Source organism: Marivirga sp. (assembly GCF_051117495.1).
Lineage (GTDB): Bacteria > Bacteroidota > Bacteroidia > Cytophagales > Cyclobacteriaceae > Marivirga.
On sequence record NZ_JBNPEF010000032.1, the window covers coordinates 56955 to 72141 of the forward strand.

Annotated in this window: 13 protein-coding genes; 6 read left to right on the forward strand and 7 right to left on the reverse strand. The window is 33.3% G+C overall.

Translation table 11 applies throughout. The annotated features are described in order from the left end of the window. Nucleotides 1–22 precede the first annotated feature (22 nt). Entirely contained in the window at nt 23–592 is a 570-nt protein-coding gene (locus ACFE0M_RS16695) for a hypothetical protein (protein WP_434546930.1), read from the forward strand. 30 nt (nt 593–622) lie between these two features. Here ACFE0M_RS16695 and ACFE0M_RS16700 read toward each other — a convergent pair whose 3' ends face one another. Further along, nucleotides 623–1393: a S1/P1 nuclease gene (locus ACFE0M_RS16700; protein ID WP_434546931.1), complete on the reverse strand. Its 771-nt coding sequence runs from the start codon at nt 1391–1393 to the stop codon at nt 623–625. Nucleotides 1394–1439: 46 nt separating this feature from the next. Further along, nucleotides 1440–3464 (reverse strand): excinuclease ABC subunit UvrB, encoded by a 2025-nt coding sequence (gene uvrB, locus ACFE0M_RS16705; RefSeq protein ID WP_434546932.1) that lies wholly within the window; start codon nt 3462–3464, stop codon nt 1440–1442. A 208-nt stretch (nt 3465–3672) separates the two neighbouring features. On the opposite strand from uvrB, the gene ACFE0M_RS16710 reads away from it, so the two are divergent. Beyond that, entirely contained in the window at nt 3673–4062 is a 390-nt protein-coding gene (locus ACFE0M_RS16710; RefSeq protein WP_434546933.1) for a DUF302 domain-containing protein, read from the forward strand. A 25-nt stretch (nt 4063–4087) separates the two neighbouring features. Here the strand turns inward: ACFE0M_RS16710 and ACFE0M_RS16715 are convergent, their stop codons facing one another. From ACFE0M_RS16715 to mutY, 4 genes are all read right to left on the reverse strand, one after another. Continuing rightward, a complete protein-coding gene (locus tag ACFE0M_RS16715) occupies nt 4088–5059 on the reverse strand; it encodes a CNNM domain-containing protein (RefSeq protein ID WP_434546934.1) in 972 nt (323 codons plus the stop codon). Between the two features lie 35 nt (nt 5060–5094). Beyond that, nucleotides 5095–6417 (reverse strand): gliding motility-associated protein GldE, encoded by a 1323-nt coding sequence (gene gldE, locus ACFE0M_RS16720; RefSeq protein WP_434546935.1) that lies wholly within the window; start codon nt 6415–6417, stop codon nt 5095–5097. Nucleotides 6418–6435: 18 nt separating this feature from the next. Further along, entirely contained in the window at nt 6436–6879 is a 444-nt protein-coding gene (locus tag ACFE0M_RS16725) for a single-stranded DNA-binding protein (protein ID WP_434546936.1), read from the reverse strand. Between the two features lie 103 nt (nt 6880–6982). After that, the gene (mutY, locus tag ACFE0M_RS16730; RefSeq protein WP_434546937.1) at nt 6983–8029 is read right to left on the reverse strand and encodes an A/G-specific adenine glycosylase; all 1047 of its coding nucleotides are present in this window, start codon (nt 8027–8029) and stop codon (nt 6983–6985) included. Between the two features lie 331 nt (nt 8030–8360). Here mutY and ACFE0M_RS16735 point away from each other — a divergent pair, with 331 nt between their 5' ends. From ACFE0M_RS16735 to ACFE0M_RS16750, 4 genes are all read left to right on the forward strand, one after another. Next, the gene (locus ACFE0M_RS16735; protein ID WP_085518098.1) at nt 8361–8660 is read left to right on the forward strand and encodes an HU family DNA-binding protein; all 300 of its coding nucleotides are present in this window, start codon (nt 8361–8363) and stop codon (nt 8658–8660) included. Between the two features lie 8 nt (nt 8661–8668). Then, on the forward strand, nt 8669–9505 hold the full coding sequence (locus tag ACFE0M_RS16740) for a tetratricopeptide repeat protein (RefSeq protein ID WP_434546938.1): 837 nt from the start codon (nt 8669–8671) through the stop codon (nt 9503–9505). Nucleotides 9506–9693: 188 nt separating this feature from the next. Then, nucleotides 9694–11247, forward strand: coding sequence for an Rne/Rng family ribonuclease (locus tag ACFE0M_RS16745; protein ID WP_434546939.1), 1554 nt, complete (start codon nt 9694–9696; stop codon nt 11245–11247). Between the two features lie 156 nt (nt 11248–11403). Beyond that, the gene (locus ACFE0M_RS16750; protein ID WP_434546940.1) at nt 11404–13653 is read left to right on the forward strand and encodes an ATP-binding protein; all 2250 of its coding nucleotides are present in this window, start codon (nt 11404–11406) and stop codon (nt 13651–13653) included. A gap of 2 nt (nt 13654–13655) precedes the next feature. Here the strand turns inward: ACFE0M_RS16750 and ACFE0M_RS16755 are convergent, their stop codons facing one another. Beyond that, a complete protein-coding gene (locus ACFE0M_RS16755) occupies nt 13656–15005 on the reverse strand; it encodes a hypothetical protein (protein ID WP_434546941.1) in 1350 nt (449 codons plus the stop codon). Between the last annotated feature and the right edge of the window lie 182 nt (nt 15006–15187).

Consider the following 15187-nt stretch of genomic DNA (forward strand, 5'->3'; position numbering starts at 1 on the left):
TTATTATTAATATAATCTAAATATGTCTTCTCACCACATCATAAGGGATGAACAAGAGCCTCCGGTTTTAGTATTTAAACTGTTTAATAATTGGAATGAGCTTTCCGAATTGTTGGGTTGGTCTCCAGTTTTACTAATTGATCCAGATTTAAAGGAAGTATTTGAATTAAAGCAAACCAAAGTTGATGGGTATCTAGCAAATGAGAAGGGTAATCATATAAAGGGTAATAATAATTTAGTTTATAATCCCTTAAATTTTGCATTGAACCTTAAGGATTGGATAGTCAGTAAAAATTATACTGGCATTTATATATTTTGTGATGATGGTTTAATGAAGAGCTTATTTCAGGATATAAAGGAAGTGAAATTTTCCATTCCAATAATATTTTTCACAGAAAATGGGAAATATTCCTTAATACCGAATTCTAAATTTAGGAAATGGTTTCCCAAGAATTATAAAATCGATATACTAAATGATGATATCATAAAAACCAAAAATTTAGCCAAAGGAGAAAAAGGCTTTTTTTTAGAAAAGGAAGGTTTTATAAATATTGAGGTAGAAGGAGATTCAATTTTGATAAAAGAGCAGTGAAACAATATTTTGAATCACTGCTTTCTTTTCTTATCCATAAATTTCATTTAGCAAGCCCGCTAATCGAATACCTGCTTTTTTAATTTGATTTTGAACCGTGGCCCAATTCTTATAGCTGTATTCATATCCTAAATACATATCCTCAGGTAAATTATATACTTGACCTCTTAAAGCCATTGCTTCCTTGTACCAATCATCTATTGTGCTGTTCTGAAGCATTTTTATTTCTTCTTTGGATGTGATGTTTACAACATCCGCTAATTCTGTATAGCTAAATGCTTTCGAATCTATCATTTCGCTGTCCCAGACCCTGTGAAGATTAGAATTTTTCCCAAACCACTTTACTTTAATAGCATTTCCGCCAATATCTTCACCATTTCCAACATGACAAGGTTGATGAATATCGCCTACCAAATGTATTAGCATTTTCAATTTTTCTTGCTCGCTTTTTGCATCAAGCGTCCCAGCTTTCAGCTCTTTAGTAATTTTTTCGATCATCATGATGATGTCTCCATCAGGGTTTTTCTCGCTTTCCTCATAAGTCATCCCATCCGGAATAGTAACGTAATGCCAAGGTTTAGCATAATCCCAACTATCATCGGATTTTATATTGTCCATCCATACACTAGCCACAGCTATTGATTCTCTATTTAAAATTTCACTGATTCTTTTCTCCACTTTTCTTTTTAGATAAAAAGAAGCTACTTCTCCAACTGCTCTATGGCCAGTTTGCCCCCAAGCCAAAACTTGAGTAATTGTAAAAATGCTTAAAATAAAAGTACTTATTATCCTTATTTTCATAATATATAAATTTTAGTAAAGATAGTCTTTTAGTATTATCAGGAGGTTATTTTTTATCACGTAATTTTTGAAGTTCCTGCCATTCATCACGTAATCGAGCAGCTTCTATAAAGTCCAAATCCTTAGCGGCTTTTTCCATTTTCTTTTTGGTGGCAGCAATCATTTTATCTAAAGCGGGTTTATCCATGTATTGAACCACAGGATCAGCAGCCACAGAGGTTTCTTCTATGCCGGCATAGTATTTTTGTTGTGATGTTTTTTTCGAGTCAACGGCTACAGTTTGACCTAAAATACTTTCTCTCGATTTGAAAACTGTTTTAGGAGTAATACCATGATCATCATTATAGGCTTTTTGGATGGCACGTCTTCTGTTGGTTTCATCCATTGCCTGTTGCATGGATTCCGTTATTTTATCTGCATACATGATGACTTTTCCTTTTTCATTTCTTGCCGCACGACCAATGGTTTGAACCAATGAACGCTGATTTCTTAAGAAACCTTCTTTATCGGCATCTAAAATAGCTACCAAAGAAACTTCCGGTAAGTCTAAGCCTTCTCGCAATAAATTTACACCAACTAAAACATCAAATTCACCTAAACGCAAATCCCTTAAGATCTCTACTCTGTCCAGCGTGTCAACTTCCGAATGGATATATCTTGATTTAATACCAGCTCTTCCCAGGAATTTGTGTAGTTCCTCTGCCATTCTTTTTGTTAAAGTAGTACATAAAACCCTTTCATTTAATTTTACCCGCTCATCTATTTCTTCCAAAAGGTCATCTATCTGATTTCCGCTTGGTCTTACATCAATTTCAGGGTCAAGTAAGCCTGTTGGCCTAATAACTTGTTCTACTACAGTCCCTTCTGTTTTTCTTAATTCATATTCAGCGGGGGTGGCACTTACATAAATGGTTTGTCCGATTAAATTTTCAAACTCATCAAATTTCAAAGGTCGATTATCCATTGCAGAGGGTAATCTATAACCGTAATCTACTAAATTAATTTTACGAGCCCTGTCCCCACCATACATTGCTCTAACTTGAGGAACTGTAACATGGCTTTCGTCAATGACCATTAAAAAGTCGTCTGGAAAATAGTCCAATAAACAGAAAGGTCTTGTACCTGGTTTTCGTCTGTCAAAATATCGAGAATAATTCTCAACTCCAGAGCAATAGCCCAGTTCCCTCATCATTTCTATATCAAACTCTGTTCTTTCTTGTAGTCTTTTCGCCTCTAAAAAACGTCCATCTCTTTCAAAGAATTTTACCTGTTCTACCATATCATCCTGAATTTCTTTGATGGCTTGTTGTAGAACATCTTTACCTGTCACGAATAAATTGGCTGGAAAAATACTGATAATTCTTTCGTCAGAAATTTTCTTTCCTGTTTCGGGATCAATTCTTTGAATGGATTCTATCTCATCTCCCCAAAACATGATTCTGTAGGCAAAATCGGCATAAGCGACATAGATATCAACTGTATCACCCTTAACTCTAAATGTCCCTCTCTTGAATTCTGCTGTGGTTCTATTGTAAAGAATATCTACAAAAGCAAAAAGTAATTGATTTCTTGGTACTTTATCGCCTTGCTGTAAGCGAATAATGTTTTTGCCGAATTCATCAGGGTTTCCAATACCATAAATGCAAGAGACGGAAGCAACCACAATCACATCTCTCCTGCCAGAAAGTAATGCAGAAGTAGCACTTAACCTTAGTTTTTCTATTTCTTCATTTATGGAAAGATCTTTTTCAATGTAAACATTGCTGGAAGGAATAAATGCTTCAGGCTGATAATAATCGTAATAGGAAATGAAATATTCCACTGCATTTTCCGGGAAAAACTGTTTGAATTCCCCATAGAGTTGTGCGGCTAAAGTTTTATTATGGCTTAAAACCAATGTGGGCTTTTGAACTCTCTCTACAAGATTTGCTATGGTAAAAGTTTTCCCTGAACCCGTTACTCCCAGCAGTACCTGATCTTGCTCGCCCTCTTCAACTCCCTTTTGAAGCTCATTTATCGCTTTGGGCTGATCGCCCGTTGGCTGATAGTCACTTATGATTTTAAAATCCATACTTACAACAAACGATTAAGTTGGAAAAAGTTTAGCAACAAATATAATTAGATTTTGAGCCTCCGAGTAAAATATAAATTCAATTATTAATCGGGAGGTCATAAATGTAACAATTGTCACAAATTGCCTTTTGGTTCTGATATTTAATAGGATAAAACCAATCAATATAAAACTAACATCGTTGTACAAAATAACAAAAGACATAAATATGAATTACTATCATTCAAAGATATTAAAAAGTAAAGACTTTGATTCAGTAAGAACTGAAGTTGAAGCAGCGCTTAAAGATGAAGGTTTTGGGGTTCTAACAGAAATAGACTTTAAAGCTACTATGAAAAAGAAATTAGATAAGAATTATTTACCTCATGTGATTTTAGGAGCTTGTAATCCTACTTATGCGGATAAAGTAGTTTCAATTGAACCGCATATTAGTACTTTGTTGCCATGCAATGTTACCATAAGGGAAATGGAGAATGGAGATATAGAAGTGTCAGCTATGGATCCTTCCGCAGCTATGAAAGTGGTGGAAAATGATGAGATAATTCAACACGCTAAAGAAGTAAATGAAATGCTCAAGAATGTTTTAAAAGCGATATAAAGGGGGCAAACTTGCAGCCCTTTTTTTAATCAAACTCATCCTCAATATCCCCCACTATGGTTTCCACTATATTTTCTAAAGTAATCATACCAATAATTTTCCCAGCCTCTGATTTCACCATCGAGATATGAAATCGATTTTCATTCATACTTTTCAATAAGTTGATGATAGGGGTCTTTTCATTAATAAATATTACTGGTCTAATAAACTCAGTCAAGCGGTTTTCGGAGCTTTCCTTTTCATTTAAGGCTATTTCTTTAAAATTAATATAACCATAAACGTCCTCAATAGAATCAGTTTTACTAATAGGATAGCGAGTATGCTTATGTTTTAAGGCCACTTTAAAATATTGATCAAAGCTGATATTTTCCTTAAAGAATATGATTTGCTTCACCGGCAGCATAATTTCCCTAACCACTCTTTTTTTTAGGGTGGAAGTATTGATAATGATACTTTCTTGGTCGGTATCAATTATTTTTTCCATTTTAGCCATTCTGGCAATTGTTCGGATGTCATCTAGACTATAAGGGTTGCTCTTCTTTCTTTTACCCACCAATAATTTGGTAAAAGCTTGTGTAATGACAATAAAAGGATGAAGGATTTTAATAATAAGTTGTAGAGGCCATGCCATTTTTCGAGAAATAGCATTTGATTTATTCACGCCAATTACTTTTGGAATAATCTCAGTACCAAAAAGAATCACAATGGTAAAAATCACCGAAAAAATCCAGATATATTTTTCTCCATAAATTGCATCAAATGCACTTCCTGCTATGGTGGCACCCCCTGTATGGGCAATGGTATTTAATATAAGAATGGCGGAGATAGGCCTGTCAATATTGGATTTGAGATTATGCATTATTTTAGCATAAGTCATCCCCTTTTCTTTGTCTGTTTCGATTTTAACTTTATCTACACTAAGCAGAACTGCTTCAGCCATGGAGCATAAAAACGATACAAATACTGCGACAAATGTGCTTAATACGAATATAAGCATGCTAATCTAGTTTATTCTTGAAGCTGGGTTCAAGACTAATTCTTAGTAAAAACCCTTACTCTTTTGATTCTTTTTTGGTCAACGGCCACAACCGTAAAAGTGAAGTTCTTGAATTTTATTTTCTCTCCTGTACGAGGTAATTTACTATTGATTTCTAAAATTAATCCTCCCAAAGATTCACTTTCACCTTTAACCTCTTCGAAAGTACTAGGTTCTTCATTTATGATTTTACAGAAATCATTTAAAGAAGTTCTGCCTTCAAATATATAAGTATATTCATCTAATTTATTATAGGCAACATCCATATCTCCATCAAACTCATCATTAATTTCACCTACTATTTCTTCAATTACATCCTCTAAGGTAATGAGTCCTGAAGTACCTCCATACTCATCTACCACTATGGCCATATGAACTCTTTTTTCTTGGAAATCTTTTAAAAGGCTATCAATTTTTTTGGACTCAGGAACGAAAAACCCTGGCCGTAAAAGTGTCTGCCATTCAAAATTATCTTCCTTTTCTATATATGGCAATAAATCCTTTACATAAAGGACTCCCTCAATTTTATCAATTGTATCTCTGTAAACGGGTATTCTACTGAAACCGTTTTTATTGATTTGGTCCATTAGCATATGATAATCATCCTCAATATCAAAAGCCGTTATGTCTAATCGAGATTTCATTACTTGACGAACCGAAAGCGTTCCAAAATTCACTATTCCTTTTAGAATGCCTTTTTCTTCCTCGGTTGTATCTTTGTCGGCAGTAATTTCTAGCGCATGGTGTAATTCATCTATAGAAATGCTAAAGCCTTTTTGTTCTACTCTTTTTTCAATTATTCCGCTCAGGCTCATTAAAGGGATTGAAATAGGGCTAAAAATTTTTGCCGAGAAATTAAGTGGAAGAGCCATTCTAGTGGCAAAACTTAAGTTATTCTGATTGGCATATACTTTAGGTACAATTTCACCATAGAAAACAATCAAGAAGGTAATGATTGCCGTTAATGTAACTACCAATAGACCTTCAGTTTCCTTTGTCCCCACAATTTCCCAAGTAACATAAGTGGAAAGCGTTACTATCCCTACATTTATGAAATTATTGAGAATTAAGATAGTGGCCAGTAATCTTTTTGGATTCTTTAACAAATCTAAAATAGTTTGCTCACTTGGTAGGTTACTGGTTTTGCATTTTGCTAAATCATCGTGAGATAATGAGAAGAATGCAACTTCTGAGCCAGAAACAAGTGCTGACATAAAAAGTAAAAACATCATCAATATAACATTGATGATGTAAAACCAGTGATTGCCTGTTTCGGCTATGCTTGCTAATAAAAATATACTAGGGGAAGGGTCTTCCAATTTTTATATGTATTTAAATTAAAATGGTAAATCGTCCATTTCGCTGTTGGTATCCGGGGTTTGGCTTTGCGCTGGAGCCTGCTGGTCATTTGATTGATAATCATTTGATCCACCAGAACTTTGGTTATCACTGCCTTTAGAGTCCAACATAGTCATCTGATCACCCACTACTTCAGTTGTATATCGAGTAACACCTTCTTTTTCCCAAGATCTGGTTCGAAGTTTTCCTTCAATATAAACCAATTTTCCTTTTTGTAAATACTTTTCAGCTACTTCAGCTAAGCCTCTCCAAAGCACAATGTTGTGCCACTCAGTTTGTTCTACTTTGTTTCCGTTTTTGTCTTTGTAAGTTTCCGAGGTTGCAATTGGGAAATTCGCAACGGCCGCACCGCTTTCTAAATGTCTAACATCTGGGTCTTTTCCTAATCTTCCTACAAGAATTACTTTGTTTACTCCTGACATAATTTAAAAAGTTTTAGTTCAAAATTACAGTTAATAGTTGAGGTTTACTGCTTTTATGTTGAAAATTATTTCCAACACTTGTAAACTTCAAAGATAAATTTACCTAAATATTTTTGCTTGTCAAATAATTCTCGATCAATCTCGGTTTTGGTAAACTTTCCACTTGTTTTTTAGTGTAATACTGTAAGCCGTTCTCCTTCAATATAGTAGTGTTTGGAGTATTTAACTGAATGAATACCGCCTCCAATCGCTGATGTGTGAGAATATGTTTGGTGGGCTCTGAAATATCAATTATCTCGGCTTGATCGTGCTTCTCATTTACCATTTCTAATATTTCTTCAGTTGAAAGTGCATTTTTGGTTTCAATCAACTCAAAATCAAATAAACCTTGCCATATATCATTTGGGCCTCTTTTCCTCATGGCCAGCTTTTCTCCATTTTGCCAGATTAGATAATATAAAAATCTGTTTTTGACCTTAACCTTCTTCTTTTTGACGGGCAAAACAGATTGTTTTGTGTGTATCCTAGCTGAACAAGCTTGTGCTAACGGACAAATCTCACAATTTGGGTTATTAGGTTTACAAACCATTGCACCCAGTTCCATGAGTGCTTGGTTAAAAGAGGATGGCTTTTCTTTAGGGATTAACTCTTTTGCAATATCGAAGAACTTAGTGAATGTCTTTGGTTGAGTGATATCATCTGAAACGTTAAAATAACGAGCAAGCACTCTAAATACATTTCCATCCACTACAGGTACTGCCTGTTCAAAAGCAAAAGAGGCAATTGCCGCCCCAGTATATTTTCCTATACCTTTTAGTTTCAGTAATTCATTATATGAATTTGGAAATTCGCCATTATAATCACTCACTATTGATTTGGCACATTCGTGAAGATTTCGTGCTCTGGAATAATAGCCGAGTCCCTGCCATAATCTCATTACCTCATCTTCAGGAGCTTTAGCTAAATCATAAACTGTTGGATAATGAAGGATGAATTTATTATAATATGGCAGACCTTGATTCACCCTTGTTTGTTGCAGGATGATTTCAGAAAGCCATATTTTATAAGGATCAGTGGTCTCCCTCCAAGGAAGATCTCTTTGATTTCTTAAATACCAATCTATTATAAGATTTGAGAAGCTTTGAGTCATACAAATGCAAATATGAATAATCTTAAATAAAATAAACCAAGAATATTAGGTGATGTTAAGTCAAATCTATTAGTCATTATACCAATTGTGTGTATTAAGTATCTGATATTCAGTAATAAATAGTAATTATTTTAGGTGATTTAATTATATAACCTTTATATTTTGTATGTTGCATAAATTGTTGAAAATTAAAAAGTTAAACATCTATTCTTGATACGAATCTTACATATCTTTAAAAGATTTTACTTTTAAATTCAAAAATGTAGGGTTACCTTTGCAGACCCAAAATGAGAGGGAAAAATTTTTTAATAATTTTAAAATATAAAGAAGCGTGACTAAAGCAGACGTTATATCAGAAATTTCTGAAAAAACAGGTATAGACAAGGCAGATGTAACTGCAACAGTAGAAGCATTTTTCTCTGTAGTGAAGGATTCAATGGCTGATGGTGAAAACATATATGTCAGAGGCTTTGGAAGTTTTGTAAATAAGAAAAGAGCTAAGAAAATTGCTCGTAATATTTCAAAAAATACAGCTATTGTGATTGATGAGCATTATGTGCCTAGTTTTAAACCATCTAAAGTTTTTGTTGAAAAAATCAAAACTTCAAACAAAATAACGGAAGAAGTTTAAATTCAGACATGCTCAAATCCCGAATTATATTATTTGTTATAGCCATTGCTTTGGTAGCTGTATTTTTCAGCTTACCGAAAGTGGTGGTTGATAACGAAAATGAAAGTATTGAAAGGGAGGCGGAGCCTATTGAAAATAATTCATCTGCAAGCGGCCAATCATCGGTTTCAGCAAATGAAAAGATGTCAGAATCTCATGGAGGAAATATCCCTGAGGACATCAAAAAAGATATCGAACGACTAAGAAATAGCTTATCGATTGCTGAAAGTCAGGAAAATAGTGTTATATTTGCGGATTCTTTAGCTAGCGTATTTAAAGAGCTCAATAGGCTTGATAGCGCGGCTAAATATGTTGAATTGTCCCAAGAGGATAATGAAATAATAGGAAACGCCTATTATGAAGCTTTTAGTTTTGCAGCTGATGTTGAAAAAGCGAAAGGATTAGCCGTTAAGACAAGGGAATATTTACAGAAAGTACTCGATAAGAACCCTACTAATAACAGTGCTAAAATTAAATTAGCCATGACGTATGTTTCATCTGAAAATCCTATGAAGGGAATTTCCATGTTATTGGAAGTTGTTGAAGAGGATCCGGATAATGAAGAAGCATTGTTTAATTTAGGTATTCTTTCTATTCAATCAGGTCAGTATAACAAAGCAATTGAACGATTCGAAAAGTTGTTAAAAAACCACCCTGACAACATTCAGGCAGAGTTTTATTTAGCATTGAGTTTAATGAATAACGGTCAAAAAGTAAAGGCCAAAAAGCTATTTACAGAAATTAAAAATAAAAGTAATGATGAGCAGTTGTTAGCAGCTGTTGAGAGTTACTTAAATGAATTATAATAAAATTGTTTAACAAAAAATTTAAAAGTTATGCCTTGCGGTAAAAAAAGAAAAAGACATAAGATTTCAACTCATAAGAGAAAGAAAAGACTAAGAAAAAACAGACACAAGACTAAGAAGTAATTAATTGCTTCTTAGTTGTCTTTTTTACAAGACATTTTTTAGTTTTCACTTAAACTTATTGAGCTTTGAGCAATGAATTAATTATTAATTCAACTCAAAATGGCAGTCGTATTGCCCTTCTTAATGATAGGAATCTTATAGAGATTCATTATGACAATAAAGAAGAGCAGTTTAGTGTAGGTGATATTTATTTAGGAAACGTCCGTAAAGTAATGCAGGGATTAAATGCTGCATTCGTGGATGTAGGTTATGAAAAAGATGCATTTTTGCATTATCATGACCTTGGTCCGAAAGTGAATTCACTTTTAAAATATACTAAATTTGCCACCACTCGTAATAACACCTCATATAAATTAAGTAAGTTCAAATTAGAGCCTGAGATAGATAAATTAGGAAAAATCTCACAGGTACTCTCTAAGAACAAGCAGGTGTTGGTTCAGGTTATAAAAGAACCTATTTCTACGAAAGGGCCAAGACTATCATGCGAGTTGTCACTAGCAGGAAGGTATTTGGTATTAGTACCATTTGCCAATGGAATAAGCATATCCAAAAAGATATCGACTAGTGAGGAACGTAAAAGACTCACAAGGCTAATATCATCCATTAAACCAGAGAATTTTGGCGTAATCATCCGTACCGTTGCCGAAGGTAAAGAAGTAGCCGAACTGGATACAGACCTAAGAAACTTATTGGATACTTGGGAGAATGGAGTTAAAAAGCTTAAAGATGCTAAACCTAAAGATAAAATCATAGGTGAGGTTGGTAGGGCTTCTTCTATTCTAAGGGATATGATGAATGAATCTTTCGACAACATCCATGTGGATGATGAAGAAACTTTCAAGGAAATTCAGACTTATATACAAAAAATAGACCCGAGTAAAGAAAAAATTCTAAAACTTTATTCCGGTAAAAATAAGATTTTCGAGCATTTTGGTATTGAAAGGCAGTTAAAATCATTATTTGGACAATCTGTTAATATAAAAGGCGGAGGATATCTCATTATTGAGCATACTGAAGCTTTACATGTAGTAGATGTAAACAGTGGAAATAAATCCAATAATGAGGAAAGCCAAGAGGATACGGCTTTGAATACTAATTTGGAAGCAGCCAAAGAAGTAGCGCGCCAGTTGCGCTTGAGAGATATGGGTGGGATTATTGTAGTCGATTTTATCGACATGAAAAATCCTGATAACAAAAAGCTCCTTTTCAAAAAGATGAAGGACTTTATGGAAACCGATCGTTCTAAACATACCGTACTTCCTCTTTCAAAATTTGGGTTGATGCAAATCACTCGTCAAAGAGTTAGGCCCGAATTGAATATTGTAACCAAGGAAACTTGCCCAACTTGTAATGGAACTGGTAAGATTACTGCTTCTATTTTGGTAAGCGATAAAATAGAGCAGGATTTAGATTATCTGCTTACTAAGCAAAACGAAAAATCCTTGAGTTTAGCAATTCATCCTTTTTTGTACTCTTATTACACAAAAGGGATTATATCCTTACGTGTAAAATGGTTTTTTAAATATGGTAAATGGATTAAACTTGTTCAAGATAGTTCATTAGCCTTAACGGAATATCATTTTATGAATGCCAATCAGGAGCTGATAGAAATGGATTAGACACTATAAGTTGTATTATACCAATAGCCCATATTTATATTTAAGTATGGGCTATTTTTATTTATTATTACATCGAAGCCATTTGACGGTTTGTCTAAGAGATTTTTTAGCTACATTAAAATTATCTAAATTTAAGGATTGTTGGATTTTTTAAATATGTCAATAACTAAAGCTACATTTGGCTGGAGGAGTGAAAAAATGAGAATTTTTATCCTTCATATATTATTTTTAGGACTTTTTTCCTTTGAGGCCATATCTTTTCAAATTGCTGATTCCAGCATTGCTTCAAAATCTGATTCCATTGTTTTTCATGAATTTGACGGTTCCTTATATAGAGCGAGTTCTTATAATTACCGTGTAGTTGAAGACGAGGATGGTGTTCTTTATTTCGGTAATGAAAATGGAATGCTGGAGTTCGATGGTACTAATTGGGATTTACACCAAAAACCAAACTTTGCCCGTATTCAAAATCTAAAGATTATTGGTGATAAAATTTACACATTAGGAGCTGGTGATATTGGTTATTTTCAAAGAGATTCCTTAGGCCGAATGAAATACCACTCCCTCAATGATAAACTGGACGAAGAGGAAATGCCATATGCATGGTTTATCTTGGAAAATAAAGGTAGCATATATTTCAGCAGTGTTTATGAAGGTATTTATATATATGATGGGGAACTTATAAAGAAAATAACCATTAAGGATATTTATTCAATGGTTGATATAAATGATGAAGTAATAATATCAATTTTTGGAGAAGAAGGTGGCTTGGCAAAGGTAGTTGGAGATACAATTGAATTTGTTAATAAGGAGTTCAAATTTGAAGAGGATGCCGCATATGAAATCATTCAAAAAAATCAAGACCAATGGTTGATCTTCACTTCCGAAGAAGGCTTTTATACTTTAGATCCCAAAACTTATGATACAGAAATATGGGATACAGAAGCTAATCAGTATTTCCTTCAAGACAGCATGTATTTATGGAGTGTTGAAAGGTTTAGAGATTCATTATCTGTAGCAAGTAGTTGGGAAAATGGAATTGTTATATTTAATGATGAGGGAAAAATCAAACATATACTAAATGAAGATAATGGTCTTAACACCAATTATTATAATGTTTTAAAAAGCGATAGAAGGGGGAACTTGTGGATAACTAATACTCCAGGAATAAATTATTTGAAGTGGTATGAAAAAGAGGAAAAGATAAATTTCAAACCTAAAGCCATGGTGCGATATATTCGTATGGGGGATAGCACTATTTATGTCAAAGGATCCAAGGATAAAATTGAATTGTCGGGTGAAAAATCTAAATCTCTTAGTTTATACTTTTCGGTTCCTAGCTTTATCAAACAAGACTTAGAATTTTCTTATTATTTGGAAGGCTTTGATGAAAACTGGTCTGATTGGACTACAGATACTAGAAAAGAATATACAAACCTCGCAGGAGGGCAATACACATTTCACTTAAAAGCTCGAAATATTTATAATGGAGATTTAGAAATAGTTCCCTTTGAGTTCAATATTAATGTCCCGACAAAATGGTATGAAAGCTATATTACCTATGTTCTTTTTGGTTTATTGGTTGGATTATTGATTTTTGGATTTATTAGATACCGTACTCATAGATTGAGCATAACTAATAAAAAACTAGAATTAATTGTAAAAGAAAGAACCTCCGAATTAAGGTCTCAAAAAGAAAGATTAAAAGAAGCCAATGAAGAGCTTAAAACTATTAATAATGAGCTGGATAATTTTGTTTATCGTTCCTCACATGATTTGGTAGCCCCATTAAAATCTCTGAGAGGCTTAATCTCTGTTGCTGGAATGTCAGATAATCCGGATGAGATTAAAGAATATTTCAAATTGATGAATATAAGTATTAATAAACTTGAAGAGTTTATTAAAAGCATAATGGATTTTTCAACCAATACCAAAAAGCCTCTAGAAATAAGAGAAATTGGTATGGATTCAATATTAGACAGCATAGTAGAGGATCTGAAGTTTTATGAAAATGCCGATAAAGTGGAGTTAATAAGAGCCTACGATTCGGATTTTAAAATAAAAACTGATCCTAAAAGGTTAAATATTGTTTTAAGTAATTTGGTGACTAATGCTTTGAAATACCATGATTTCAAAAAGGATGAACCCCCATATATAAAAGTATCGGCAAAGACGGAAAATAATTCTTATGTGTTAGAAGTTGAGGACAATGGCTCTGGTATTCCTGAGGAATATCAGGATAAAATATTTGATATGTTTTTCAGGGCGCATCAAGGAATTGAAGGATCAGGACTTGGATTATATATCGTAATGGATACCCTAAGTGTACTCAAGGGTAAAATTGACTTTTCTTCAAAGGTAAGACAAGGTACTACATTTACAGTAGTGCTTCCAATTGTTAAATGATATTAAAGTCTCTCAATTTCCTCATCAATATCAAGTAAGTTTTTCAAATTGAAAATTACTTTATCCAACTCCATTGCGCTTGTTTTCAGGTGATTCAATACTACCGGATCGATTTTTCCATCCTTTGTTATTTCCATTACATTTATAAGCCCCAAAACATTTGCTACGGGAGCGCGCAATTTATGTGAATTATAATAAGTAAATTCCGCTATCTGCCGGTTACGCTCATTTAATTTTTGAGTTCTCTCCATTACCCTTTGTTCTAGGTTATTATTAAGATTATGTAATTCCTTATTCAACCTTGCTAGCTCTAAGGATTTAGAAGAAATTTTCTTTTGCTTTTCTTCTATCTCTTCTTTTTGCTGTTTTAATTTGATGTGGGCACTTTTTAACTGATTACCTTTATGTCGTAAATAAATAATTAAGACTATGGAAAAAATGAGGATAGTACTAATTAATATAAGAAATTGAGTTCTTTTTTCCACCTCATTTGCTAGCTTTGATTTTTCTAGGGCTATTTTAAAGCTTTCTTTTTCTTTTTGTGCCAAGTCATATTGAATACTAAGTTTATTGATTTCTGCCCTAGATTCTGAATTGAAAATAGAATCTTTTATTTTTAAGTATTTATCAAAATAATAAACCAAGGAATCTTTACTGCCTCTGATTTTAAATAAATCAATTTTAGACTGGTATATATTGAGTAGAAGGTCTAATGAATTAATCTTCAAAGCCAGTGTTTCGGCTTCTCTCAAATACTGATTAGCAAATGGGAATTTATTTTGATTTATAAAAATTTGAGCAGTTTCAATCTTGCTCTCAACTATTCCTCTATCATAGTTTATTTCATTCCAGTATTTCAAGCTTTGTTCGAGAAAAGACTGTGCTGAATCATTTTGACCAGTTTTCCTATTTATGATTCCTTTATAAAGATTCGCAAAACCTTTGGATTGTGTGCTTACGCTATCTTTATTCAAAATTTGATTAAGGTAATAATTGGCACTATCATAATTTTCTTGAAGCATAAAAAGTTGGCCTAAATTAACCAATATTAATTCAGGTGAAAAGGCTTCAAGCTCATCTAATTTCGTTAAGGCTAATTTTATAAACTTGGCTGACTGACTATAGTCCTTTTGCTTTTTGTAAGTCTCTCCAATATTATTTAGCGTTTTGACGACTTCTAAATTTTCATTTTTCTCTTCGAAAATTTTCAAAGCTTCAAAATAAGCTTTTAAGGATGCATCATATATTCCTTGCAACCAATAGAAACCCGCTTTTTTGCTCAGGAGATAAGCCTTTCCGCTTTTATTTTCCTCAGATTCTAATTTTTGCTCTAAGGCAGTTACATAGTACAAAGCATCAGTAGGAGATTGAGGATATATTTTACTAGTGAGGTCTAAGTAATCCAGTACTGAACCTGCTACCTTTGACCGGACGGTAAGTTAAGCTTTAAATGCTAAATTTACTTACTATGAAAAGAGAAAGAAGAAAGTTTGACAAGGAGTTTAAAGAGATGACTGTAAACTTATGCTTATCT

Coding starts and splice junctions, on each gene's coding strand:
- ACFE0M_RS16725 (WP_434546936.1), bottom strand. CDS start 6,879: ATGTCAGGAGTAAACAAAGTAATTCTTGTAGGAAGATTAGGAAAAGAC.
- ACFE0M_RS16710 (WP_434546933.1), top strand. CDS start 3,673: ATGAATTACTATCATTCAAAGATATTAAAAAGTAAAGACTTTGATTCA.
- ACFE0M_RS16750 (WP_434546940.1), top strand. CDS start 11,404: ATGTCAATAACTAAAGCTACATTTGGCTGGAGGAGTGAAAAAATGAGA.
- ACFE0M_RS16700 (WP_434546931.1), bottom strand. CDS start 1,393: ATGAAAATAAGGATAATAAGTACTTTTATTTTAAGCATTTTTACAATT.
- uvrB (WP_434546932.1), bottom strand. CDS start 3,464: ATGGATTTTAAAATCATAAGTGACTATCAGCCAACGGGCGATCAGCCC.
- mutY (WP_434546937.1), bottom strand. CDS start 8,029: ATGACTCAAAGCTTCTCAAATCTTATAATAGATTGGTATTTAAGAAAT.
- ACFE0M_RS16715 (WP_434546934.1), bottom strand. CDS start 5,059: ATGCTTATATTCGTATTAAGCACATTTGTCGCAGTATTTGTATCGTTT.
- ACFE0M_RS16695 (WP_434546930.1), top strand. CDS start 23: ATGTCTTCTCACCACATCATAAGGGATGAACAAGAGCCTCCGGTTTTA.
- ACFE0M_RS16740 (WP_434546938.1), top strand. CDS start 8,669: ATGCTCAAATCCCGAATTATATTATTTGTTATAGCCATTGCTTTGGTA.